The 22,047-nt window shown below is 70.2% G+C and carries 25 protein-coding genes; 12 read left to right on the top strand and 13 right to left on the bottom strand.

Annotation, left to right across the window (positions count from 1 at the left end; all coding sequences use genetic code 11):
* Nucleotides 1-42: 42 nt before the first annotated feature.
* Nucleotides 43-1,029 (bottom strand): ABC transporter permease, encoded by a 987-nt coding sequence (locus ACFU8W_RS28185; protein ID WP_384042724.1) that lies wholly within the window; start codon nucleotides 1,027-1,029, stop codon nucleotides 43-45.
* Between the two features lie 106 nt (nucleotides 1,030-1,135).
* On the opposite strand from ACFU8W_RS28185, the gene ACFU8W_RS28190 reads away from it, so the two are divergent.
* The 8 genes from ACFU8W_RS28190 (at nucleotide 1,136) to ACFU8W_RS28225 (ending at nucleotide 8,130) form a co-directional block, all read left to right on the top strand.
* Nucleotides 1,136-1,756, top strand: coding sequence for a TetR/AcrR family transcriptional regulator (locus tag ACFU8W_RS28190; protein ID WP_384042727.1), 621 nt, complete (start codon nucleotides 1,136-1,138; stop codon nucleotides 1,754-1,756).
* A 138-nt stretch (nucleotides 1,757-1,894) separates the two neighbouring features.
* Nucleotides 1,895-2,197 (top strand): urease subunit gamma, encoded by a 303-nt coding sequence (locus ACFU8W_RS28195; RefSeq protein ID WP_266990894.1) that lies wholly within the window; start codon nucleotides 1,895-1,897, stop codon nucleotides 2,195-2,197.
* 12 nt (nucleotides 2,198-2,209) lie between these two features.
* On the top strand, nucleotides 2,210-2,521 hold the full coding sequence (locus ACFU8W_RS28200; protein WP_384042731.1) for an urease subunit beta: 312 nt from the start codon (nucleotides 2,210-2,212) through the stop codon (nucleotides 2,519-2,521).
* On the top strand, nucleotides 2,514-4,235 hold the full coding sequence (locus ACFU8W_RS28205) for an urease subunit alpha (protein ID WP_384042734.1): 1,722 nt from the start codon (nucleotides 2,514-2,516) through the stop codon (nucleotides 4,233-4,235). Before ACFU8W_RS28200 ends, ACFU8W_RS28205 begins: the two co-directional genes overlap by 8 nt.
* 13 nt (nucleotides 4,236-4,248) lie before the next feature.
* Nucleotides 4,249-4,911, top strand: coding sequence for an urease accessory protein UreF (locus ACFU8W_RS28210; RefSeq protein WP_384042737.1), 663 nt, complete (start codon nucleotides 4,249-4,251; stop codon nucleotides 4,909-4,911).
* Between the two features lie 37 nt (nucleotides 4,912-4,948).
* On the top strand, nucleotides 4,949-5,626 hold the full coding sequence (gene ureG / locus ACFU8W_RS28215; protein ID WP_384042740.1) for an urease accessory protein UreG: 678 nt from the start codon (nucleotides 4,949-4,951) through the stop codon (nucleotides 5,624-5,626).
* Complete coding sequence (locus tag ACFU8W_RS28220; RefSeq protein ID WP_384042743.1) at nucleotides 5,623-6,384, top strand: urease accessory protein UreD; 762 nt, start codon at nucleotides 5,623-5,625, stop codon at nucleotides 6,382-6,384. Before ureG ends, ACFU8W_RS28220 begins: the two co-directional genes overlap by 4 nt.
* Before the next feature lie 168 nt (nucleotides 6,385-6,552).
* Nucleotides 6,553-8,130, top strand: a complete 1,578-nt coding sequence (locus ACFU8W_RS28225; protein WP_384042746.1) for an alpha/beta hydrolase — start codon at nucleotides 6,553-6,555, stop codon at nucleotides 8,128-8,130.
* A gap of 67 nt (nucleotides 8,131-8,197) precedes the next feature.
* On the opposite strand, the gene ACFU8W_RS28230 is transcribed toward ACFU8W_RS28225, so the two are convergent.
* Both ACFU8W_RS28230 and ACFU8W_RS28235 read right to left on the bottom strand, forming a co-directional pair.
* The gene (locus ACFU8W_RS28230) at nucleotides 8,198-9,247 is read right to left on the bottom strand and encodes an NAD-dependent epimerase/dehydratase family protein (RefSeq protein ID WP_384042749.1); all 1,050 of its coding nucleotides are present in this window, start codon (nucleotides 9,245-9,247) and stop codon (nucleotides 8,198-8,200) included.
* A 65-nt stretch (nucleotides 9,248-9,312) separates the two neighbouring features.
* Nucleotides 9,313-10,023, bottom strand: a complete 711-nt coding sequence (locus tag ACFU8W_RS28235; RefSeq protein WP_327247683.1) for a lysophospholipid acyltransferase family protein — start codon at nucleotides 10,021-10,023, stop codon at nucleotides 9,313-9,315.
* A gap of 250 nt (nucleotides 10,024-10,273) precedes the next feature.
* On the opposite strand from ACFU8W_RS28235, the gene ACFU8W_RS28240 reads away from it, so the two are divergent.
* A complete protein-coding gene (locus ACFU8W_RS28240; RefSeq protein WP_384042753.1) occupies nucleotides 10,274-11,848 on the top strand; it encodes a DUF4874 domain-containing protein in 1,575 nt (524 codons plus the stop codon).
* 74 nt (nucleotides 11,849-11,922) lie between these two features.
* Here the strand turns inward: ACFU8W_RS28240 and ACFU8W_RS28245 are convergent, their stop codons facing one another.
* From ACFU8W_RS28245 to ACFU8W_RS28265, 5 genes are all read right to left on the bottom strand, one after another.
* Entirely contained in the window at nucleotides 11,923-12,081 is a 159-nt protein-coding gene (locus ACFU8W_RS28245) for a hypothetical protein (protein ID WP_266988512.1), read from the bottom strand.
* A gap of 66 nt (nucleotides 12,082-12,147) precedes the next feature.
* Complete coding sequence (locus ACFU8W_RS28250) at nucleotides 12,148-13,098, bottom strand: cytochrome c oxidase assembly protein (RefSeq protein WP_384042757.1); 951 nt, start codon at nucleotides 13,096-13,098, stop codon at nucleotides 12,148-12,150.
* Between the two features lie 111 nt (nucleotides 13,099-13,209).
* Nucleotides 13,210-14,235 (bottom strand): 6-phosphofructokinase, encoded by a 1,026-nt coding sequence (locus ACFU8W_RS28255; RefSeq protein ID WP_345511726.1) that lies wholly within the window; start codon nucleotides 14,233-14,235, stop codon nucleotides 13,210-13,212.
* Between the two features lie 158 nt (nucleotides 14,236-14,393).
* A complete protein-coding gene (locus ACFU8W_RS28260; RefSeq protein ID WP_384042760.1) occupies nucleotides 14,394-15,122 on the bottom strand; it encodes a type 1 glutamine amidotransferase in 729 nt (242 codons plus the stop codon).
* A gap of 34 nt (nucleotides 15,123-15,156) precedes the next feature.
* Nucleotides 15,157-16,395: a MurT ligase domain-containing protein gene (locus ACFU8W_RS28265; protein ID WP_345511723.1), complete on the bottom strand. Its 1,239-nt coding sequence runs from the start codon at nucleotides 16,393-16,395 to the stop codon at nucleotides 15,157-15,159.
* A 114-nt stretch (nucleotides 16,396-16,509) separates the two neighbouring features.
* Here ACFU8W_RS28265 and def point away from each other — a divergent pair, with 114 nt between their 5' ends.
* On the top strand, nucleotides 16,510-17,055 hold the full coding sequence (def, locus tag ACFU8W_RS28270) for a peptide deformylase (RefSeq protein WP_384042764.1): 546 nt from the start codon (nucleotides 16,510-16,512) through the stop codon (nucleotides 17,053-17,055).
* Between the two features lie 16 nt (nucleotides 17,056-17,071).
* Here def and ACFU8W_RS28275 read toward each other — a convergent pair whose 3' ends face one another.
* Nucleotides 17,072-17,722: a TetR family transcriptional regulator gene (locus ACFU8W_RS28275; RefSeq protein ID WP_345511720.1), complete on the bottom strand. Its 651-nt coding sequence runs from the start codon at nucleotides 17,720-17,722 to the stop codon at nucleotides 17,072-17,074.
* A gap of 183 nt (nucleotides 17,723-17,905) precedes the next feature.
* Between ACFU8W_RS28275 and ACFU8W_RS28280 the strand changes: the two genes are divergently transcribed.
* Nucleotides 17,906-19,132, top strand: a complete 1,227-nt coding sequence (locus tag ACFU8W_RS28280) for an acyl-CoA dehydrogenase family protein (protein ID WP_384042769.1) — start codon at nucleotides 17,906-17,908, stop codon at nucleotides 19,130-19,132.
* A 152-nt stretch (nucleotides 19,133-19,284) separates the two neighbouring features.
* Here ACFU8W_RS28280 and ACFU8W_RS28285 read toward each other — a convergent pair whose 3' ends face one another.
* The 4 genes from ACFU8W_RS28285 to ACFU8W_RS28300 are packed head-to-tail and all read right to left on the bottom strand — an operon-like array spanning nucleotide 19,285 to nucleotide 21,368.
* Nucleotides 19,285-19,773: a glutathione peroxidase gene (locus ACFU8W_RS28285; protein ID WP_384042772.1), complete on the bottom strand. Its 489-nt coding sequence runs from the start codon at nucleotides 19,771-19,773 to the stop codon at nucleotides 19,285-19,287.
* A gap of 35 nt (nucleotides 19,774-19,808) precedes the next feature.
* Nucleotides 19,809-20,189, bottom strand: a complete 381-nt coding sequence (locus ACFU8W_RS28290; protein WP_384042775.1) for an Lrp/AsnC family transcriptional regulator — start codon at nucleotides 20,187-20,189, stop codon at nucleotides 19,809-19,811.
* Between the two features lie 15 nt (nucleotides 20,190-20,204).
* Nucleotides 20,205-20,774 (bottom strand): GNAT family N-acetyltransferase, encoded by a 570-nt coding sequence (locus ACFU8W_RS28295; protein WP_384042778.1) that lies wholly within the window; start codon nucleotides 20,772-20,774, stop codon nucleotides 20,205-20,207.
* A 12-nt stretch (nucleotides 20,775-20,786) separates the two neighbouring features.
* Nucleotides 20,787-21,368 (bottom strand): helix-turn-helix domain-containing protein, encoded by a 582-nt coding sequence (locus ACFU8W_RS28300; protein WP_384042781.1) that lies wholly within the window; start codon nucleotides 21,366-21,368, stop codon nucleotides 20,787-20,789.
* 246 nt (nucleotides 21,369-21,614) lie between these two features.
* Here ACFU8W_RS28300 and ACFU8W_RS28305 point away from each other — a divergent pair, with 246 nt between their 5' ends.
* Nucleotides 21,615-21,965: a hypothetical protein gene (locus tag ACFU8W_RS28305; protein ID WP_384042985.1), complete on the top strand. Its 351-nt coding sequence runs from the start codon at nucleotides 21,615-21,617 to the stop codon at nucleotides 21,963-21,965.
* Nucleotides 21,966-22,047: the final 82 nt, after the last annotated feature.

The raw sequence follows: 22,047 nt of genomic DNA on the forward strand, positions 1-22,047 counted from the left end.
GTCCGCTACGGCAGGGGTGCACGGCGGCTGCGACGGTGGGACTCAGCCCACCAGGGCCGGCTCCGGCGTGCCGGGTGCCGGGGTCGCCGCCGGTGTTCGGCGTCGGCCTCCGGCGAGAACGGCGGTCAGTCCCAGGGCCACCCAGACGGTGAGGGTCAGTACGGCGCCGCCCGCGGCGCTGCCGTCGAAGAAGGCGACCGACCGCAGCAGTGATCCACCCGCGCCGGGCGGCAGCAGCTGTCCGATCGTGCCGGCCGGCCGGGGCAGCAACTCGGGCGCGCTGGTGACGCCGGAGAACGGGTTGCCCAGCAGCACCATGACCAGGGCGCCGAGCCCGACCCCGGACGGGCCGATCAGTGCAGCGAACCCGGCCACGGTCGCGCCGATGGCCAGCACCGTGAGCCCGAGCACCCCGGCCTCGGCCCACCAGTTGCCCGTGACCACCCCGAGCCAGCTGTCCGTAAGGGCTGTGGCGGCCATCCCGACGAGCGCCGCCACACCGATCAGCGCCGCGGCGGCCCGGCCGCCGCGCAGCTTCAGCATGGTCACGGCGGACCCGCCGGCGACACCGGCGATCGCCAGCGGCAGGATGCTCGCGCCGAGCGCGCTGCCGCGCGGATCCCGGGCGGGCGCCGCCACGACATCCGTGACCGGCACCTGACTACCCGTCGGGGCCTGTGCGGTGACGGCGTCGCGCAGCAGCTGGGCGACCACCGGGCTCGCCGCGGACGCGGTCAGGAGGTGCGGTCCCTCGGGCGCGATCACGATCGCGCCGTATACGACCCGGTTTTCGATGGCGGTACGGGCCGCGGCCTCGCCGCCGTAACGGTGCACATCGAAGGCGTCGCCGTTCCGCTCGAACTGTTGCTGGAGCCGGTCGGCGGCGGGCGCGGAGCCCGCGATGCCGACGGGCAGGTGGCGCGGCGCGATCCGGGCGGCGGGCCAGACGAAGGCCCAGAGTGCGATGGTCACCACGACCGGGATCAGGAGGACGACTGCCACCATGCGGCGGTTCGGCGTGGCGGGCATGGGGGCCTCGATTCAAAGAGAAGGATCGTTCGTTTTACGTCTCGCCCTCACTGTTCCGCCGGTGTGGGAGCTTGTCAAGAAGGAATGTTCGTTTTAGATTGACCACATGGCTCGCGTCTCCCAGGAACACCTCGATGCCCGCCGCCGTCAGATCCTCGACGGCGCCGCGCGCTGCTTTTCCCGGAACGGATTCCATGGCACGTCGATGCAGGACGTCCTGCAGGAGGTGGGTCTCTCCGCGGGCGCGGTCTACCGATACTTCAGCGGCAAGGACGATCTGATCGCGGCCATCGCCGGGGAGGCGGTCGGCGGTGTCCGGCGGGCGTTCGAGGAGGCTGCCCGGGTCAGCCCGCCGCCCACCCCCGATGTGCTGATCGGCCGGGTGGCGCGCACGCTGTTCTGCGGCGACGACCGGGGAATGGACCGGCAGGCCTACGCCGGGCTGATCGTGCAGGTGTGGTCCGAGACGCTGCGCAGCGAGCGGCTGGCCGCCACACTCAGCGAGGCGTACGGCGGTCTGCGGCTGGCCTGGGCGGAGCTGGTCGAGGCGTACCGCGACACCGGTATGCTCGCCGCCGATGTGCCGTCCGACCACGTGGCCCGCACGCTGATCGCCACCGCCCAGGGGTTCATTGCGCAACTGGCGATGTTCGGGGACGCCGCGCCCGAGGTGCTGGAGGACGGCCTGCGCGGGCTGATGTCCATGGATCTGCAAAAGATCAGTTAACGCGCCGGAAAAACTTGCGCCCTAACCTGCAATACCTCGCCGTGAGACAGCGGTTCCGCGTTCAACAGTCTGTTGAGCGCGGTTAGTGTCTCGCTGCGCTCAGAACCGGACTGGGCGAAAGACTGTGAGGTGGACGCGTTGCAACTGACCCCGCATGAGCAGGAACGCCTGCTCATTCATGTGGCTGCCGATGTGGCGGAGAAGCGCCGGGCACGTGGACTGCGGCTCAACCACCCCGAGGCGGTCGCGCTGATCACTGCGCATCTGCTGGAGGGTGCCCGCGACGGCCGTACGGTCGCGGAGCTGATGGCGTCCGGGCGGAAGGTGCTCACCCGCGACGACGTCATGGACGGGATCCCCGAGATGGTCCACGACGTCCAGGTCGAGGCCACCTTCCCGGACGGCACCAAGCTCGTCACCGTCCACGATCCGATCGTCTGACGGGGCGCCGCCGTGATCCCCGGAGAGATCCTGTTCGCGGACGGGCCCGTGCCGCTCAACGCGGGCCGAGCCGTCATCCGCCTCACCGTTCTCAACGCCGCCGACCGGCCCGTCCAGGTCGGCTCGCACTACCACTTCGCCGAGGCCAACCCGGGTCTGGACTTCGACCGTTCGGCCGCGCACGGTCTGCGGCTGAACATCACCGCCGGAACCGCCGTCCGCTTCGAGCCCGGCATCCCCGTCGACATCGAACTCGTGCCCCTCGCCGGACGGCGCATCGTCCCGGGCCTGCGCGGCGAGACCGGAGGTGCCCTCGATGGCTGAGCTCAACCGTGCCGTGTACGCCGATCTGTTCGGGCCCACCACAGGCGACCGCATTCGGCTCGCCGACACCGATCTGCTCGTCGAGGTCGAGGAGGACCGTTCCGGCGGTCCCGGACTCGCGGGCGACGAAGCGGTGTTCGGCGGCGGCAAGGTGATCCGCGAGTCGATGGGCCAGGCGCGCACCACCCGCGCCGAAGGAGCCCCCGACACCGTCATCACCGGCGCCGTCATCATCGACCACTGGGGCATCGTCAAGGCGGACATCGGCATCCGCGACGGCCGGATCACCGGGATCGGCAAGGCGGGCAACCCGGACACGATGGACGGCGTCCACCCCGACCTCGTCATCGGTCCCGAAACCGAAATCATCGCCGGAAACGGCAAGTTCGTGACGGCCGGCGCCATCGACGCCCATGTCCACTTCATCTCGCCGACCATCGTCGACCAGGCGCTCTCCGCCGGTGTCACCACGCTCGTCGGCGGCGGCACCGGACCGGCCGAGGGCACGAAGGCGACCACGGTCACTCCGGGCGCCTGGCACCTGGCCCGGATGTTCGAGTCGCTGGAGGCCTACCCCGTCAACATCGGGCTGCTCGGCAAGGGCAACACCATGTCCGGCGACGCCATGCGGGCTCAACTGCGCGGCGGTGCACTCGGATTCAAGATTCATGAGGACTGGGGGGCCACCCCGGCCGTCATCGACGCCTGTCTGAAGGTGTGCGAGGAGAGCGGCGCACAGCTCGCCATCCACACGGACACCCTGAATGAAGCCGGATTCGTCGCCGACACCCTCGCCGCGATCGCCGGGCGCTCCATCCACGCGTACCACACCGAAGGTGCCGGCGGCGGGCATGCCCCGGACATCATCACCGTGGTCTCCGAGCCGTACGTCCTCCCGAGCTCCACCAATCCGACCCGGCCGCACACCGTCAACACCATCGAGGAACACCTCGACATGCTGATGGTCTGCCACCATCTCAACCCCGCCGTGCCGGAGGACCTGGCGTTCGCCGAATCACGGATCCGGCCGTCCACCATCGCGGCCGAGGACATCCTCCACGACCTCGGGGCGATCTCGATCATTTCCTCCGACGCCCAGGCGATGGGCCGCGTGGGCGAGGTCGTCCTGCGCACCTGGCAGACCGCCCATGTGATGAAGAAGCGCCGTGGCCCGCTGCCCGGCGACGGTCGGGCCGACAACCACCGGGTCCGTCGCTATGTCGCCAAATACACCATCAATCCGGCTGTCGCCCAGGGCCTCGACCAGGAGATCGGCTCCGTCGAGACCGGCAAACTCGCCGACCTGGTGCTCTGGGAGCCGGCGTTCTTCGGCGTCAAACCGCAGACCGTCATCAAGGGCGGACAGATCGCATACGCGCAGATGGGCGACGCCAACGCATCCATCCCCACCCCGCAGCCGGTCATGCCCAGGCCCATGTTCGGCGCACTCGGCCGGGCGCCCGCGGCGAACTCGTTCAACTTCGTCGCGAGCGCGGCCATCGAGGACGGGCTGCCCGAACGCCTCGGACTCGGCAAGAGGTTCGTACCGATCACCAGTACCCGTGGCGTGACCAAGGCGGACATGCGGGAGAACGATGCCCTGCCGCGCGTCCACGTCGACCCGGACAGCTTCGCCGTGACCATCGACGGCGAGCCGGTCGAACCCGCGCCCGCCGACGAACTCCCCATGGCCCAACGCTATTTCCTCTTCTGAGACAGGGCATGTGATGAGCCGCGCAGCTCTGCTCGTCCTCACCGACGGCCGGTTCCCCGCCGGTGGCCACGCCCACTCGGGCGGCGCCGAACCGGCCGTCGGGGCGGGACGCATCCGTAACGCCGAGGACCTGGCCGCCTTCTGCCGGGGCCGCCTGCACACCACCGGACTCACCACCGCGGCAATCGCCGCGGCGGCCGCCCACGGCCTCGACCCGCTCGCCCTCGACGAGGCCGCCGACGCGCGCACCCCGTCGCCCGCCCTGCGAACGGTCGCGCGCAAGCTCGGCCGTCAGATGATGCGGGCCGCCCGCGCCACCTGGCCCAGCCCCGAACTCGCCGCGCTGGCACAGGCCCGCCCGCGCGGTGCCCACCATCCCGTGGTGCTCGGCCTCACCGCACGTGCGGCGGGGCTCGGGCCCGAGGACGCGGCGCACTGCGTGGCGTACGAGACGGTCAGCGGACCGGCCACCGCGGTGGTCCGGCTGCTCTCCCTGAACCCCTTCGAGGCCACCGCTGTCCTCGCCCGCCTGGCACCCGAACTCGACCGGGTCGCCGAACAGGCCGCCGCCGCAGCACGGAGCGGGATCGACGCGCTGCCCGCCGCATCGGCGCCACTGCTCGACATCACCGCGGAGGCCCACGCCGCGTGGCCGGTCCGCCTGTTCGCCTCGTAGAACCACACGCACCACACCCCACCAGGAGCCGCACCCCATGCATCTCGACCACTCCCACGACGGCCCGGCCGCGGTGAGCGCCGATGCCGCACGTCCGGACGGCACCCGCCGCGCCCTGCGCATCGGGCTCGGCGGGCCGGTCGGCTCCGGCAAGACGGCGACGGTCGCCGCGCTCTGCCACGCGCTGCGCGAGCAGCTGTCCATCGCCGTCGTCACCAACGACATCTACACCCGCGAGGACGCCGAGTTCCTGCTTCGCAACGCCGTGCTCCCGCCCGAGCGGATCCAGGCCGTCGAGACCGGTGCCTGCCCGCACACCGCCATCCGTGACGACATCTCCGCCAACCTCGAAGCCGTAGAGGACCTGGAGGACCGCGTCGGACCTCTCGATCTGATCCTCGTCGAGTCGGGCGGCGACAACCTCACCGCCACCTTCTCCAAGGGCCTCGTCGACGCCCAGATCTTCGTCATCGACGTGGCGGGCGGCGACGACATCCCGCGCAAGGGCGGCCCCGGCGTCACCACCTCCGACCTCCTCGTGATCAACAAGACCGACCTCGCTCCGTACGTCGGCTCCGATCTGGACCGGATGGCCCACGATGCCGCACGGCAGCGCGGCGCACTGCCCGTGGCCTTCACCTCTCTCACCTCCGGCGAAGGGGTCGGACCCGTGGCGGCCTGGCTGCGCGCACAGCTCGCCGCCTGGACCGCATGAGCGTCCAGGCGGCCGCCCGGATCACCGCCGTCCTCGACGGCCGCGGCGCCACGACCCTTCCCGTGCTGGAGAGCGACGGGCCGCTCGCCCTGCGCCGGACCAGGGCCACCACCCCGTACGCCCGCGTCACCGTCGTCGGCGCGATGAGCGCACCCCTGGGCGGCGACCGGCTCTCCATCGCTGCGCGCGTCGAGGAGGGCGCCCGGCTCACGGTGGACTCCGCCGCGGCCACTGTCGCACTGCCGGGACCCGGTCGGATACCCCAACCCGCCTCGTACGATGTCGCGTTGACCGTGGGAGAGCGGGGAGTGCTCAACTGGCTTCCGGAGCAGCTCATTTCCGCGTCCGGCAGCGAGCTGCACATGACCACCCGGGTCGAACTCGCCGCCACGGCACGGCTGGTGCTGCGTGAGGAGCAGGTCCTCGGTCGGCACGGCGAGTCCACCGGCACCCTCGGCGCCCGCCTCACCGTCCACCGCGCCGGTCGTCCGCTGCTCGACCAGGAGGTGGCGTACGGTCCCGGGGCGCCCGGCGGCTGGGACGGCGGGGCCGTACTCGGCGGCCATCGCGCGGTCGGTCAACTCCTGGTCGTGGACCCGGGATTCGAGGACAAAAGCCCCGAGACCCGGCTGCTGGGGCCGACCGCCGTACTCACCCGTCTCGCAGGCCCCGGGGTTCTGGTGACCGCGGTGGCTCCCGATGCTCGACTGCTGCGTACCGTCCTGGACGGCGCCCTGGGTGAGCTGCTGGACGCCTGACGAGGGTGAGCACCGCTCAGCGGGACACGGGTCTCCGGTTATCGATTCGGTAAAGAAGTGCGTGTACAGCCTGTTCCCAGGAACCCCACAGGCGACAGGATCCGCGGGAGGACCCGATGTGAACTGCGTCGCCTTCTGCGGCGCTTCAGACAATGGGGGAGGTTCCACTTGAGACGCACAGCAGTGCTCGGCTCGGCCGGCACTCTGATCGCGGGCACGCTCATGGTCGGCGCGATAACCGCACCGACGGCCACAGCCGACGGCCGCCACCACAGCGGTTCGGAGGCGCGCGGCGTTCAGGTCGCCGCCGCACGGGCGGCCCACGCCGGCATCGACTGGAAGGACTGCCCGGCCGACTGGGCCCTGGCCACACCTATCCAGTGCGGCTGGGTGACCGTACCGCTCGACTACGCCAAGCCCGACGGCAAGCAGATCAAGCTCGCGGTCGACCGGCACGTCAGTACCGGTACGAAGGAGGAGCGGCAGGGTGCGCTGCTCTACAACCCGGGCGGCCCCGGTGGTTCCGGGCTGCGTTTCCCCACCCGGATCACCAATAAGAACCCGCTGTGGACGAAGGCAGCGAAGGCGTACGACTTCGTCGGCTTCGACCCCCGCGGTGTCGGTCACTCGGCGCCGATCTCCTGCGTCGACCCGCAGGAGTTCGTGAAGGCCCCGAAGGCCGACCCGGTACCCGACAGCGAGGCCGACAAGCGCGCCCAGCGCAAGCTCGCCGCCGAGTACGCGGACGGCTGTGCCGAGCGCAGCGGCGACATGCTGCCGCACATGACCACGCCGAACACCGCACGCGACCTGGATGTCATCCGCGCCGCGCTCGGTGAGAAGAAGCTCAACTTCCTGGGCGTCTCCTACGGCACCTACCTCGGGGCGGTCTACGGCACGCTGTTCCCGGACCACGTCCGGCGCATGATCGTCGACAGCGTGGTCAATCCGGCGAAGGACAACATCTGGTACGAGGCCAACCTCAACCAGGACATCGCCTTCCAGAAGCGCTGGGACGACTGGAAGGCATGGGTCGCCCAGAACGACGCGGCCTTCCACATCGGCACCACCCCTGCCCAGGTGGAGCAGGAGTGGCTGAAGCTGCGTGCCTCGGCCAAGAAGAACCCGATCGGTGGGGTCGTCGGACCCGCCGAGCTCATCGGCTTCTTCCAGAACGCGCCGTACTACGACTCCACCTGGGCGCTCGTCGCCCGGACCTGGAGCGACTACCGGGCCGGCGACACCCAGGCACTGGTCGACGCCGCGGGCCCCGACATGTCGGACCTCGCGGGGAACGCCTCCTCCGAGAACGGCAACGCCGTGTACACGGCCGTCGAGTGTGCGGACGCCAAGTGGCCCACCAACTGGCAGAAGTGGGACCGCGACAACACCCGGCTGCATAAGGACTACCCGTTCATGACCTGGGCGAACGCCTGGATGAACCTGCCCTGTGCGACCTGGTCGGCCAAGCAGCAGACCCCGCTGGAGGTCAAGACCGGCAAGGGTCTGCCGCCGGTGCTGATCGTGCAGTCCACGCGTGACGCCGCCACCCCGTACGAGGGCGCCGTCGAGCTGCACAAGCGGTTCAAGGGTTCGCGTCTGATCACCGAGAAGGACGCCGGTTCGCACGGCGTCACGGGCCTGGTCAACCCCTGCATCAACGAGCGGGTGGACACCTACCTGCTCACCGGGCAGACCGACGGGCAGGACGTGACGTGCACCCCGCACGCCACGCCGAAGCCGTAGGCGACTGAGTGACGGGGACGGGCGGCCGGAGAACCACCGGCCGCCCGTCCTGCCGTACGAGGACCGTTCACACCCCCCGGTCGTACCGCTCCAGCCAGGCGTCCTCCGCCGAGTAGTCGAAGAGGACCTCGCCGTACGCCCGCAGCATCGCCGGGAAGGCGTCCCGCCAGTCCCGTCCGTCCAGCCGCGCGGCGAGCCACTCCACGGTCTCCGGCAGCGACTCCGCATAGCCGGTGACCGGCCGGTAGCCGAGTTCCTTCTCGGCGGCCGTCATGTCGTACACGATGGGATGGGCGCTGCTCCACGGCGTCCCGCCCACGTGCCCCGCGGGAGGCGGTCCGTCCACCAGCACTGTCTCCGCCTCCAGCCCCAGCACCCCGTCGATCGCCGACGCGATCTCCGCGACCGTGGGCGCCGTCGGATCGCCCGCGTTGAGCACCCGCGATCCGGGCCGAAGGGCGGCGAGCCTGATCAGCTCGGCGATGTTGGACACATGGACCGGATGGAACCGGCTCGCACCGTTGTGCGCGAGCACCCGGCGCCTGCGGCCGTCCAGGAGCCGTTTCACGAAGTACAGTTCGCGCGGGGAGCGGCAGTACGGGCCATGGATCGCACCGGCCCGCAACAGCGTCACCGGCAGGGCGTCACCCGCCGCCAGCAGATCCCGCTCCAGCCGGATCTTCCGGGTCCCGTACGTGGCAGCGCCGGGTGCCACCGTGGTCTGCGTCTCCGGGATCGGCAGCGGGTACTGCGGCGCGCCGTCGGGCTCTCCCTGCGTGTCGAAACTGCGGCCGCGGTCGTCCTGGTACACCGCGCCGCTGGAGATGACGACGGCCGAACCGATCCGGTCGGCGAGCCCGGTCAGCTGCCGGGCGTGCTGCTCGCCGTACGCCACCATGTCGACCAGCACGTCGCACCCGTCGCCCAGTGCCGCGGCGAGTGCCCCCTCCTCGTCGCGGTCGAGGGCGACGGCCCGTACCTCATCGGCCCATCGCTCGTCCCGGCCGCCCGCGCGCGAGGCCGCCGTCACCTTCCAGCCGTCCTCGGCGAGTGCCCGCACGGCCACCCGCCCGATCTGTCCCGTTGCTCCGAGAACCCATGCGTGTCCCTTGCCCATGAGCTGCACGCTAGGCGGCGGCCGGCCCGTCGGACCATGGGAGTTCGCCCCTCGCGGATTCGCCGTCAGCGTCGCCGTTTCGGGAACTTCTTCGCCTGCTCGGCCTGTTCGGCCTTCACCTTGGCCGCGTACTCGTCGACGTACTCCTGACCGGAGAGCCCGAGGATCGCGTACATGATCTCGTCGGTGACCGCCCTGATCGCCGCCTTCTGGTCCTCCATGCCGGCGTAGCGGGAGAAGTCCAGCGGCTCACCGAAGCGGATGGTGACCTGTTTGATGCGCGGCACGACCCTGCCGGGAGGCTGGATCTCGAACGTACCGACCATCGCGCACGGCACGACGGGCACCCGCGCCTTGAGCGCCATCACCGCGACACCGACCTTGCCCTTGTAGAGCCGGCCGTCGTGCGAACGGGTGCCCTCCGGGTAGATCCCGAGCAGCTCGCCCTTGCTCAGCACCCCGAGCCCTTCACGGATCGCGGCCTGTCCCGCGTCCTTCCCGGATCGGTCCACCGGAATCTGCCCGGCGCTCCGGAAGAACGCCGCAGTCAGCCTCCCCTTCAGGCCCGGGCCGGTGAAGTACTCCGCCTTGGCGAGGAAGGTGATGCGCCGTTTGATGATCGCGGGCATCAGGAAATGGTCGGAGAACGACAGATGGTTGCCGGCGACGATGGCCGCACCGTCCTCCGGGATGTGCTCCAGTCCCTCGATCCTGGGCCGGAACAGCAGGCGCAGCAATGGCCCCAGAATGACGTATTTGAGCACGTAGTAGAACACCGGATTGGCTCCTCGCTCCGCCCGACCCGCCCCGGGGCCGTGTTCTGCCAGGTCAGTGGATGGTTCGGGGCGGTCAGTGTAAGTGCAGGTGTCGTCCTGTGTAACCATCGCCGGTCGGACCCGCGTCCACCGCCTGCCGGATTCGGACCGACCGGAAAGTGCAAGCCTCGCCGCAACTCCGTCCATGGCTGGGAAGCCGGCCCCCTGCGAAGCTCGGGGGCTGTCGTCCACACGTCCAGGGGAGTGGCTCATGACCGTGGAACCCGTGCCGGAGAGCATCCGTCCGACCCGGCGCCGACTGCTCGCAACCGGCCTCGGGGCCGCCGTGGCCCTTCCGCTGCCGGCCGCCGTGGCAGGCTCGCCCGCCCACGCGGCGACACGGACCTGGCGCACGGTGGCACACCGCGGGACCCGGCCCGACGACCCGGACGGCCGGGAGCCACTGCACAATCCCCGACGCGGCTTCCGCTACGAGATGTCGTACAACGCCGCCGATCTGACGAGCCCCTGGCAGAACGAGCAGGACCACTCGCCGGACTCCGCCCAGACGCTGGAACTGCTGGAGCGCGAATACGGCACCGGGGCCCGGCTCACCCAGCTGTACTTCTACCTCTGGGAGTACGCGACCACCACGATCCCGCAGAGCGCCCTCGACAACATCGAGAAGGTCTTCGCCGGCCTGCGCCGCAAGGGGTACGCCGCGGTTCTGCGATTCGCGTACGACGACGGGGTGCGCGAGGGACGCCGCTACACGGTGCAGGACATCCGGCGTCACATCGGCCAGCTGGCGCCACTCGTCGAGCGGAACAGCGATGTGGTGGCGGTCTGGCAGGCAGGGTTCCTGGGTGCCTGGGGCGAGTGGCACGGCAGCTACTACCAGCACGAGAACTATCCCGATGCCGTCACCGCCATCATGACCACCCTGGTCGAGGCGTTGCCGCCGGGCATGCACACCCAGGTGCGGTACGCGGAGAAGCGCAACATGATCACCAACACGGCGATCCTGGACCGCGTCGGATTCCACAACGACTACATGACGCTCGGCGGCGGCCTCTGGGACTACTACGTGCCGTCCAACCCCGAATGGAGCACCTACCTGGACGTCACGCGACGGGCGATGACGGACGGCGAGATGCCCTGGGACAAGGGCCAGAGCGCCGACCCGTACGCATGGTCCACGGTCATCGACGGCCTCTCCACCGCCCGCCGCCTCCAGACGCTGCGCTTCGACTCGCTGTCGATCGTGCACAACGCGACCGTCACCGTCCCGGCCTGGAAGGTCACCGAGCTGACGGAACGGCAGACGGCCGACGCGCTGCTGCCCGTCTCCGACGGGTACTTCCGCGACCGGCACGGGAACCCCGTGGCCCGCACCCCGTTCGAGTATCTCCGTGACCATCTCGGCTACCGGGTGGAAGTACGCCGGGTGCGCTACGACCTCTCGGCGCTCGGCCGCGGCCGGCTGCCCGTCGAGGTCGACGTCGTGAACCGAGGGTTCGCCGCGGCCAAGCATCCCCGCCCCGTACGGATCGTGGCGCTGGGCGCCGACGGACGGATCGTCGCCTCCGCCGAGACCGGCGCGGACTGGCGCACCTGGCTGCCCAAGGGGCGGGCGGAGACCACCGACGACCATGCGGAACCGGTGCCGTCGACCGTGCGCGCCACGCTGGAAGTGCCTCGCGGCGCCCGGGGCACATACCGGATCGGACTCGCCCTGCCCGACCCCCGCTTCGAGGGGGCGGCCTGCGCGGTGCGCTGCGCGAACGCCACGACGCGCTGGGTGAACGGAGTGAACGTGCTGGCCGAAGTCCCGGTCGGGCGCTGAACCCCTCGGTCGACGGGTGGCCCAGGGCCCGACCGGGCTCTGGGCCACCCGTCGTACCGGACAGAGGGCCCCGCTCAGGTGTCGCGCGTGGCGACCATTCCCAGAGTGATCAGCCCGAGCACCACCCAGCCGAACCAGAGCCAGCCGTTGCTCCCCAGCGCCACCGTGTAGGCGGTGACCGCCACCAGGGCCCCGACGGTGAGCATCCCCATCGTCTTCGTCGATCCGGACATGCGCGCACCCTCCTCGTCGGCCGCGCGGCCGTGGACCCCATCGTCACCCGGAAGATGTCTCCACCGCTACTGTCCGCGCGCCTGCAACGAGGCGAGATAGGCGTTGTACGCCTTCAGCTCCTGGTCCCCGTCGCGGTCGGCGGCGCGGTCCGCACGCTTCGCGGTCCGCTGCTCGGAGCGGTACCACTGGAAGACCAGCGCGATCAGCACCAGCACCGACGGGATCTCGCTGAACGCCCAGGCGATGCCGCCCGCCCAGTTCTGGTCGCTCAGCGCGTCGATGCCCAGCGAGGCCGGCGGATGCTTGTACGTCTCCACCATCGGAGAGGTCGCCATCATCAGTGCGATGCCGAAGAACGCGTGGAACGGCATCCCCGCGAACAGCTCCAGCATCCGCATCACATAGCCGGGCCGGTGCGGTCCCGGGTCGACGCCCATGATCGGCCAGAAGAAGACCAGTCCGACGGCGAGGAAGTGCACCATCATCGCGAGGTGACCGGTCTTCGAGCCCATGAGGAAGTCGAAGAGCGGGGTGAAGTACAGCGCGTACAGGCTGGCGATGAAGAGCGGGATGGTGAAGACCGGATGCGTGATGATCTTCATGTACCGGCTGTGCAGCAGCAGGAGCAGCAGTTCGCGCGGGCCCGTGCGGTCACGGCCCGCGACCGGCAGTGCGCGCAGCGCCAGGGTCACGGGGGCGCCCAGCAGCAGCAGGATCGGTGACAGCATGCTGATCACCATGTGCTGCACCATGTGCACGCTGAACATGACCATGCCGTAGTCGTTGAGCTTCGTGCACATCACCAGCGCGATGCTCAGCACGCCGACCGTGAAGAAGACGAGCCGGTTGACCGGCCAGCCGTCCCCGCGGCTGCGCAGGCGCAGCACCGCGTAGCCGTACAGGCCGAGCGCGAGGACGCAGCCGATCAGGAATACGGGGTCCGCGGAGAACTGGAGCCCACGTCCCAGCGTGAACGGCGGCAGATCCATGTTCATGCCGTGCCCGCTGTGATCCATCTGTTCACTCCCGATGGGGACGTCCCCGTTTCGCGCCGGTTGTCCCGACCAGAGTAGAACTGCCCCCGGCCGCAGCTGCGGCCGGGGGCAGTTCTCAGCTGCTGGTGTCGCTCAGAGCACGCACTCGGCCTCGGCGTACCGCTCGGCCGGTACCGTCTTCAGGGTCTCCACGGCCTGGGCCAGCGGCACCATGGTGATCTCCGTGCCGCGCAGCGCCGTCAGCATGCCGAACTCGCCACGGTGCGCCGCCTCGACCGCGTGCCAGCCGAAGCGGGTCGCCAGGACCCGGTCGTACGCGGTCGGGGTGCCGCCGCGCTGGACATGGCCGAGTATCACCGGGCGGGCCTCCTTGCCCAGGCGCTGCTCCAGCTCGACGGAGAGCTGCGTGGCGATCCCGGTGAACCGCTCGTGGCCGTAGATGTCCTTGGCGCCCTGCTCGAACTCCATGGAGCCCGCGCGCGGCTTGGCGCCCTCGGCGACGACGACGATCGCGAACTTCTTGCCCGCCGAGAAGCGCTTGCCGACCAGCTCGGTCAGCTCGTCCATGTCGAAGGGGCGCTCCGGCACGACGATGGCGTGCGCACCGGCCGCCATGCCCGAGTGGAGTGCGATCCAGCCGGTGTGGCGGCCCATGACCTCGACGATCAGGACCCGCTGGTGCGACTCGGCGGTGGTCTTCAGCCGGTCGAGGGCCTCGGTGGCCACGCCGACCGCGGTGTCGAAGCCGAAGGTCACATCGGTCGACGCGATGTCGTTGTCGATGGTCTTCGGCACGCCGACGATCGGCAGTCCCGCCTCGGAGAGCAGATGAGCCGCCTTCAGCGTGCCCTCGCCGCCGATCGGGATGATCGCGTCGAGACCGAGATCGGCGACATGGCCCTTGGCCTGCTCGACGCCGCCCCGCAGATGTGCGGGCTGGACCCGGGACGAGCCGAGGATCGTACCGCCGCGGGCGAGAATGCCGCCGACCGCGTCGAGGTCGAGCTTCCGGTAGTCGCACTCAAGGAGGCCCTTCCACCCGTCGTGGAAGCCGATGACCTCGTCGCCGTGGTCGACCACCGCGCGGTGCACGACGGAACGGATGACGGCATTGAGGCCGGGGCAGTCGCCGCCGGAGGTGAGCACACCAATACGCATTGCCCGGGAAACCTTTGCAACGTGGGCCGACGACCGGACCACGTCGTCCGGTTGGATCCCTGCCACCCTACCGGCGCAGGGTGGCGGGACCGAACCAGGCGTCCGCCTGCTGGACTCCGCTCAGTTGAGCGAAATATGCGTCATGCGGGCCATGCGGGTCACGCGGGCTGGGTGGCCGACGCGATGCGCTCGGTGCGCAGCGCCTCGTACCAGCGGTCGTCCGTCGGCGGCAGCGCGTTGACGTCCAGGGCCAGCTTCAGGAGCAGGTCCGCGATCATCGGGTTACGGGCCATCACGGGCCCGTGCATGTACGTACCGAAGACCGTGTCGTTGTACGCCCCCTCGGTGCCGTCACCCGTGCCGTTGCCCCGGCCGAGCTTCACCCGGGCGAACGGCCGCGCCGTCGGGCCGAGATGAGTGACGCCCTGGTGGTTCTCGAAACCCGTCAGCGGCGGCAGGCCCAGCTGCGGATCGATGTCGGCCAGTACGTCACCGACGCACCGGGCGCCCTCGCCACGCGTGGAGACCACGTCGAGCAGACCGAGACCGGGCTCGCGCTCACCGAGGTCGTTGATGAACTCGTGGCCGAGGATCTGGTATCCGGCGCAGACCGAGAAGATGATCGCGCCGTTGGAAGCGGCCCGGCTGAGGCCGCCGTCACGGCGCAGCCGCTCCGCGGCGAGGCGCTGCGGCCGGTCCTCACCGCCGCCGATCAGATAGATGTCGCCGGACGTCGGGACCGGCTGGTCGCTGCGGACGTCGACGCGCTGCACGTCGAGACCGCGCTGCCGCGCCCGGCGCTCCACCACCAGGGCGTTGCCCTGGTCGCCGTAGGTGCTCAGCAGGTCGGGGTAGACCCAGACCAGACGCAGACCGTTGTTGCTCATGCTTCGTCCTCTCCGGAGGTGGCCGGGGCCGGGGTCAGTTGCCGACACGACGGCGCAGATCCTGGAAGGCGGTGTAGTTGGCGATGACCTCGATACGGCCGGGCGGGGCCTGCTGCACGGCCTCGTCGAGGTTTTCGCAGACCCGGAAGTCGAGCCCGGCCACTTCGAGGCGGACCGCGAGGTCCAGCTTGCGGTCGCCGAGCACGAAGATCGGGTGGCCCGCGAGCTGGGTGTAGTCGACGTCCCACAGCCAGGAGGTGTCCGTGCCGTCCGCGCCCCGGGCGTTGACGGAGAGGATCACCGGTGTGGGTGGCGGGTCGATCAGGGAAAACGTTTCGAGCCAGCCCGCCGGGTTCTTCGCCAGCAGGAGCCGCAGCTCACGGCCGAGGAAGGAGACCACGTCGTAGCGGCCGGCGACGGCCTGCACCTGATACATGCGCTCCAGGGCGACCTGCGGCGGCACACCGAAGACGGCCGCGACGGCGGCCGAGCTGGTGGCGTTCGCCTTGTTCGCGCGGCCGGGGAGCTGCAGGTGGATCGGCCACGCCGAGCCGTGCGGGTCCAGGACGTAGTCGCCGTGCAGCACCCAGCTCGGGGTGGGACGGCGGAAACCGCACTCGCCGCAGAACCAGTCGTCGCCGGGGCGCTGCATCACACCGCCGCAGGACGGGCAGGACCAGGCGTCGTCCTTCCACGCCTGCCCGGCCGCGACCCACACCACGTTGGGGGAGGAGGACGCCGCCCAGACAATCAGCGGGTCGTCGGCGTTGGCGACGATCACGGCCTTCGAGCCGGACAGCCCCTCGCGCCACTTCTCGGCCAGCATCCGCGTTTCCGCGGCGCGGTCCAGCTGGTCGCGCGAGAGGTTGAGCAGCGCGATCACCTTGGGTGTGGTGTCCCGCGCGACGCCGGCGAGGTACTTCTCGTCGACCTCGATCACGCCGTACTTCGCGTCCGAGCCACCGGCCAGGGCCGAGGTGATACCCGCCGGCATGTTGGCGCCGAGCGCGTTCGACACGACCGGGCCGGCGGCCCGTAGTGCCTCGGCGATGAGCCGGGTCGTCGTGGTCTTGCCGTTCGTCGCCGACACGAGGATCACGTCCAGGTGCTGCGCCAGCCGCCCCAGCAGGTCGGGGTCGAGCTTGAGCGCCACCCGGCCGCCGATCACCGATCCGCTGCCGCGCCCCGCAGCGCGCGACACCGCCGCTGCGGCCCTGCCCGCCGTCACCGCCAGCTTGGCCCGCGGCGACAACGGCTCCGTGTTGCCTGCCATCGTCCTAGATCCTCCTTGCATCGGTCCGCGCCCAGCCTATCGATGTCCGGCGCGGCGACCGCACCACGGCACCACCAGGAAGGCGGAGGTCACATGGAACGTACGATGGCGGCCATGCGAAACCGCCCGATCCCCGGCAGTTCCGGACTCGTCCGCGCCATGACTCTGCTCGGTGACCCGGTGCTCCACGGCGCCTGCGAGGACGTCACCGATTTCGGTCCGTCGCTCGCCCGGCTTGTCGAGGACATGTTCGCCACGATGTACGCGGCGCAGGGGGTCGGTCTCGCGGCCAATCAGATCGGCATACCGCTGCGGGTGTTCGTCTACGACTGTCCTGACGACGACGATGTCCGTCACCTCGGCCATCTCGTCAATCCGAAGCTGGTCGAGGCGGACGGCATCACGGTACGCGGACCGGAGGGCTGCCTCTCGCTTCCCGGCCTGGAAGCCGGTACCCCGCGCTTCGACCATGCGGTGGTGGAGGGCGTGACCGTCGACGGGGAGCCGGTGCGGGTCGCCGGCACGGGCTGGTTCGCGCGCTGTCTCCAGCACGAGTGCGACCACCTCGAAGGCACCGTCTACACGGACCGGCTGACCGGGCTGCGCCGGGCGAGGGTACTGCGCGCGGCCCGCCGGGCGCCCTGGGGACGTACCGACTGACCACGCTCTCCCGCCGTCAGAAGCCGGGCCCGCCCGGCAGGTCGCCCGCGGCGGCCAGCCTGCCCCACAACAGATCGGCCAGGCTGCGCACCAACTGGGCGCGTGAGCAGGGGCGTTCGCCCAGCCACCAGTCGCCCGCCGCATGCATCATGCCGACGATGCCATGGCCCCAGATGCGGGCCATCTCCTCGCTGTCCGGGCCCAGGTCCACGCGCTCGGCGATGACCAGGGCGAGCTCTTCGCCGAGCCGGCGCAACAGCGGGGCGGAGTGGCGCCCGACGTCGAAGCCCTGCTCGGGGGAGGGGGTGGCGTCGTCGGACGGGTGCATCAGGAAGCGGTAGACCTGAGGGCGGGCCTCGATTGCCGCGAGATAGGTGTCGAGTGTCGCCTCCACCCTCTGGCGGCGCTCGGCGGGGGCGTCGAGTGCGGCCCGCAGCGCGCTCAGCAGCGCGTCGGTGTGGCGCTTGGCGAGCGCGCGGTAGAGGCCGCCCTTGTCGCCGAAGTGCCGGTACAGGATGGGCTTGGTGATCCCGGCCTCCGCCGCGATGGCGTTCATCGAGGCCTTGGGCCCGTCCCTGAGCACCACGCGGTCGGCGGCCTCCAGCAGCTCCCGGCGGCGCTGCTCGGCCGCGGTCCGCTGTTTTTCGGCCTGTCGTGTGGTCTCCATGTCGCCTCTCCCCACCCTGGCCGTGCAATTGGCCATGCAAGTCCGTTACGCCTGCGCAACGTAACACCCTGCCCATCGGTGGTGCCGATCGGAGTCTGACCGGTTGACAGAGGCTACTTGTCGGTAACAGACTTCGGTTACCGCAAGTAACGGTGATTTTTACGGTATTGCATGGAGGGGAACATGGCCGAGTTCACGCTCGATCTCAACGACGACCAGAAGCAGGTCCGTGACTGGCTTCACGGTTTTGCCGCGGATGTGATCCGTCCGGCTGCTTCGGAGTGGGACGAGCGTGAGGAAACGCCCTGGCCCGTCATTCAGGAGGCGGCCAAGGTCGGCATCTACTCCCTCGACTTCTACGCCCAGCAGTTCTTCGACCCGACGGGGCTCGGCATCCCGATGGCGATGGAGGAACTGTTCTGGGGCGACGCGGGCATCGCCCTGTCGATCGTGGGTACGGGCCTGGCGGCCGTCGGCGTCCTCGCCAACGGCACCGAGGAGCAGATCGGCACCTGGATCCCGCAGATGTACGGCGATGCGAACGATGTGAAGGTCGCCGCCTTCTGCTCCTCGGAGCCGGACGCCGGCTCCGACGTCGCCTCGATGCGGACCCGTGCGGTGTACGACGAGGCCAAGGACGAGTGGGTGCTGAACGGCACCAAGACCTGGGCGACCAACGGCGGCATCGCCAATGTCCACGTCGTCGTCGCCGTGGTCGACTCGGAGCTCGGCTCCAAGGGCCACGCCTCCTTCATCGTGCCGCCGGACACCCCGGGGCTCTCGCAGGGCCAGAAGTTCAAGAAGCACGGCATCCGGGCCTCTCACACGGCGGAGGTCGTTCTGGAGGACGTCCGCGTCCCGGGCCACTGCCTGCTCGGCGGCAAGGAGAAACTGGACCAGCGCCTGGCGCGGGCACGCGAGCGCGCCCAGTCCGGTGGCGAGCGCGTGAAGAACGCGGCGATGGCCACGTTCGAGGCGTCCCGCCCGGCGGTCGGTGCGATGGCGGTCGGCACCGCGCGCGCCGCGTACGAGGTCGCGCTGGACTACGCGAGGACCCGGACCCAGTTCGGCCGTCCGATCATCGACAACCAGGGCGTCGCGTTCCAGCTCGCGGACATGCGGACGCAGATCGACGCGGCCAGGCTTCTCGTCTGGCGGGCATCCTGGATGGCGACCACCGGGAAGCCGTTCGAGTCGGCCGAGGGCTCCATGTCCAAGCTGTACGCGAGCGAAACGGCGAAGAAGGTCACCGCGCAGGCGATCCAGATCCTCGGCGGCAACGGCTTCACCCGTGAATACCCAGTGGAGCGGATGCACCGGGACGCGGCCATCTACACGATCTTCGAGGGTACGAGCGAGATTCAGCGGCTGGTGATTGCGCGCACGCTGTCGGGCATGCCGATTCGCTAGCGCTGTGCCGCAGGGGCGGCGGGGCGCCGGGGCGGTTGCGGTGCCCCCCGGCGCCGCTTCGTCCTCAATCGCCGGACGGGCTTGATCGTGTGTCCGGCGGGGGTGAGGTCGTGCCGGGCGGGCCATCAGGCCGCCCGGCACGTCGCCGCCCGTCAGGCGACCAGCAGGGCCTCGATTGCCGCCACGAGCTCCGGCGCCTCCGGTTCCGTGCGGGGGCGGATGCGGGCCACCGGCTCGCCGGACGGGGAGATCAGGAACTTCTCGAAGTTCCACTGCACGTCGCCCGCCTCGCCGTCCGCGTCCGCGAGCTGCGTCAGCTCCGCATACAGCGGGTGCCGTCCGTCACCGTTGACGTCGACCTTCGCCAGGAGCGGGAAGCTGACTCCGTACGTCGTCGAGCAGAAGGTCTGGATCTCCTCCGCGCTGCCCGGCTCCTGGCCCGCGAACTGGTTGCACGGAACACCGAGCACGGTGAAGCCCCGGTCCCCGTACTCCTTCTGCAGTCGCTCCAGGCCCGCGTACTGCGGGGTGAGCCCGCACTTGGAGGCGACGTTCACCAGCAGGACCGCCTGGCCGCGGTAGGCACCGAGGGTGGTCGGCTCGCCGGTGAGCGTGTGGAGCGGAATGTCGTACAGCGTCATGAGGGTCTCCTTGTAAGTCGCTTCCGACGCCATTCTTACGCCCACAGGTTCATCGGCACGAAGCCGACGGCCCGGCCGTCCGGATCCAGCAGCCGGCCCATGAGCCTATTGATCGGACCGGCCAGGGCCAGGCACTGCCGGATCTCCGGAAGCTTCGCCAACTCTTCTGCGGTGGACTCCAGATGCTCTGCCGCCACGCTGCCGAAGAGCGTCACGGCGACGGGCGAACCCGACAGTGAACGGGCCAAGTCGCAGCGGAGCACCAGCTGGCCCGATTCGAGGAGCCGGTTCAGCCTGCGGCTTGCGGTGTCCACGGAGACGACCAGCACCTCGGCGAGTTCACCGAGCGGCGTCCGGCCGTTCTCGCCGATCGACGTCCACGCACTCGGCGATCCGGCGAACATCCTGCTCGTCATGAAGGACGGCGTTGTCTACGAGGACGTCGAGGGACTCGTTGCCCGACCGTCCGTACCGGCGCCCGCCGCGCCGATCGCCTTGTAGTAGAAGGTGGTCGGCTTCAGAACCCCGGCCGGGTCCCCGGCGTAGTCCGGAATGGACCCGCACTCCATCCAGCCCGCCGAGCGGTAGAGCCGCTCGGCGGGGCTGTCGGTCTCGGTGTCCAGGACGAGCAGCGTCAGACCGGTGCCGGCTGCCGCCTGCTCGGCGGCGGCCAGCAGCGCCCGGCCCAGCCCCCGGCCGCGCATCGAGGGGCGCACCATCACCTTCGTCACCTCGGCGCGATGCCGGGCGTTCGGCAGCGGAGCCAGGTTCAGGCCGATGGTCCCGGCCACCCGCTCGCCGTCGCGGGCGAGCCAGACGCGCTGATGTCCGGCGTCGACGGCCTCGGCACGCCCTCGCCACCAGGCTGCGGCCGCATCGCGGTCCAGGGGCGCAAGGAACCCCACCGACGCCCCGCCCTCCACCGTCTCCACCAGGAGAGCGGCGAGCTCATCGGCGTATGTGACCAGCTCGGGGCCGGACACGGGGACGACCTCGGTCATGGCGGGGTCCTCTCACGGCAGAACGATCATCAGGGCATAGCGGACGGGGTTCGGGCCCGGGCAGTGGAAATGTGAGGGTCCGCGCAGCCGGAACCGCAGACAGTCGCCCTGGTGCAGGGTGTGCACGGTGTTCTCGACGGTGATCTCGACCGTCCCGTGGAGCACCCAGATGTGCTGCTCCAGACCGGGCACGGGGGCGTCGTCGTAGGCGATGGCGGCGCCCGCGTCGAGCGTTCCCTCGATGATCTCGGCGCGCAGTCCGGCGTGCGGCGGTGAGACCGAGCGGCGCACGAATCCGGACGCCTCGTCCCGCCACACCGGCTGGCGCTCGGCCGGCACCAGTTGCGGCGGTTCCGCCTCCACCTCCGTCAGCAGCCTCGACATCGTCCGCCCGTACACCGTGCACAGCCGTCCCAGCTGGGCGGCGGTCGGGCTCAGCTCGCCGCGCTCCAGGCGCGACAGTGTCGAGCGGCTGACGCCGCTGCGCCGGGACAGTTCGTCCAGCGACCAGCCGCGCTCGGTGCGGAGCTCACCCAGCCGGACGGCGAGCCGGGCATCGACGGACATCGGCTCCACCACGTCAGACTGTCTCATGCGAGAGATGTTATCCCTGATATGAGAGGAGCTGGGCGTCGTCGGCCGAAGTGCCTACGGGGAGCCACCGTGTCAGGCTGAGACGGTGGATCCCGCCCGGTCCGGCCTGCTCGGCCGGACCGAGTGCACCGTCACCTCAAGGAGGCCGACATGGCCAGTGACACCACCGGACCCCGAGCGGCCCGCGCCTACCCGAGCCCCACGCACGCGCCCACATCGGGGATCACCGTCCTGGCAGCATCCCTGATGATCTTCGGTGGAGCGATGGCGATCCTCGAGGGGATCGCGGCCATCTCCAAGGGCGACATCTTCCTGGCGACGCGCCACTACGTGTTCGAGTTCAGCCTGACGGGCTGGGGCTGGGTCCACCTCATTCTCGGCATCGTCCTCGTCCTCGCCGGCTGCGCCGTGCTCAGCGGAGCCCTGTGGGCACGCTACTTCGGTGTCGTCGTCGCCGGGCTGGGCGCGATCGCCAACTTCCTGTGGATCCCGTACTACCCCCTGTGGGCCATGGTGCTGGTCGCCGTCAACATCTTCATCGTCTGGGCGCTGTGCACGGGCATGCACCGAGAAGCGGACGAGGCTCTGAGGGCCTGACCCGACCCGGGGCGTGCTCGATGGTCCGGCGCCCTCTCCCGGGCGGCGAACGATTACGGCAGTCGGCCCAGTCGAGCCGACG

It is taken from the genome of Streptomyces sp. NPDC057565 (assembly GCF_042801455.1).
Taxonomy (GTDB): Bacteria; Actinomycetota; Actinomycetes; order Streptomycetales; family Streptomycetaceae; genus Streptomyces; species Streptomyces yanii.

What these genes read in the sequence shown, in the direction of transcription:
- ACFU8W_RS28305 (WP_384042985.1), top strand. Translation starts at nt 21,615, where the DNA reads ATGATCTTCGGTGGAGCGATGGCGATCCTCGAGGGGATCGCGGCCATC.
- ACFU8W_RS28240 (WP_384042753.1), top strand. Translation starts at nt 10,274, where the DNA reads ATGACCGTGGAACCCGTGCCGGAGAGCATCCGTCCGACCCGGCGCCGA.
- ACFU8W_RS28190 (WP_384042727.1), top strand. Translation starts at nt 1,136, where the DNA reads ATGGCTCGCGTCTCCCAGGAACACCTCGATGCCCGCCGCCGTCAGATC.
- ACFU8W_RS28290 (WP_384042775.1), bottom strand. Translation starts at nt 20,189, where the DNA reads ATGACGAGCAGGATGTTCGCCGGATCGCCGAGTGCGTGGACGTCGATC.
- ACFU8W_RS28285 (WP_384042772.1), bottom strand. Translation starts at nt 19,773, where the DNA reads ATGACGCTGTACGACATTCCGCTCCACACGCTCACCGGCGAGCCGACC.
- ACFU8W_RS28210 (WP_384042737.1), top strand. Translation starts at nt 4,249, where the DNA reads ATGAGCCGCGCAGCTCTGCTCGTCCTCACCGACGGCCGGTTCCCCGCC.
- ACFU8W_RS28255 (WP_345511726.1), bottom strand. Translation starts at nt 14,235, where the DNA reads ATGCGTATTGGTGTGCTCACCTCCGGCGGCGACTGCCCCGGCCTCAAT.
- ACFU8W_RS28280 (WP_384042769.1), top strand. Translation starts at nt 17,906, where the DNA reads ATGGCCGAGTTCACGCTCGATCTCAACGACGACCAGAAGCAGGTCCGT.
- ACFU8W_RS28250 (WP_384042757.1), bottom strand. Translation starts at nt 13,098, where the DNA reads ATGGATCACAGCGGGCACGGCATGAACATGGATCTGCCGCCGTTCACG.
- ACFU8W_RS28205 (WP_384042734.1), top strand. Translation starts at nt 2,514, where the DNA reads ATGGCTGAGCTCAACCGTGCCGTGTACGCCGATCTGTTCGGGCCCACC.
- ACFU8W_RS28185 (WP_384042724.1), bottom strand. Translation starts at nt 1,029, where the DNA reads ATGCCCGCCACGCCGAACCGCCGCATGGTGGCAGTCGTCCTCCTGATC.
- ACFU8W_RS28260 (WP_384042760.1), bottom strand. Translation starts at nt 15,122, where the DNA reads ATGAGCAACAACGGTCTGCGTCTGGTCTGGGTCTACCCCGACCTGCTG.
- ACFU8W_RS28245 (WP_266988512.1), bottom strand. Translation starts at nt 12,081, where the DNA reads ATGTCCGGATCGACGAAGACGATGGGGATGCTCACCGTCGGGGCCCTG.
- ACFU8W_RS28230 (WP_384042749.1), bottom strand. Translation starts at nt 9,247, where the DNA reads ATGGGCAAGGGACACGCATGGGTTCTCGGAGCAACGGGACAGATCGGG.
- def (WP_384042764.1), top strand. Translation starts at nt 16,510, where the DNA reads ATGCGAAACCGCCCGATCCCCGGCAGTTCCGGACTCGTCCGCGCCATG.
- ACFU8W_RS28265 (WP_345511723.1), bottom strand. Translation starts at nt 16,395, where the DNA reads ATGGCAGGCAACACGGAGCCGTTGTCGCCGCGGGCCAAGCTGGCGGTG.
- ACFU8W_RS28300 (WP_384042781.1), bottom strand. Translation starts at nt 21,368, where the DNA reads ATGAGACAGTCTGACGTGGTGGAGCCGATGTCCGTCGATGCCCGGCTC.
- ACFU8W_RS28275 (WP_345511720.1), bottom strand. Translation starts at nt 17,722, where the DNA reads ATGGAGACCACACGACAGGCCGAAAAACAGCGGACCGCGGCCGAGCAG.
- ureG (WP_384042740.1), top strand. Translation starts at nt 4,949, where the DNA reads ATGCATCTCGACCACTCCCACGACGGCCCGGCCGCGGTGAGCGCCGAT.
- ACFU8W_RS28220 (WP_384042743.1), top strand. Translation starts at nt 5,623, where the DNA reads ATGAGCGTCCAGGCGGCCGCCCGGATCACCGCCGTCCTCGACGGCCGC.
- ACFU8W_RS28295 (WP_384042778.1), bottom strand. Translation starts at nt 20,774, where the DNA reads ATGACCGAGGTCGTCCCCGTGTCCGGCCCCGAGCTGGTCACATACGCC.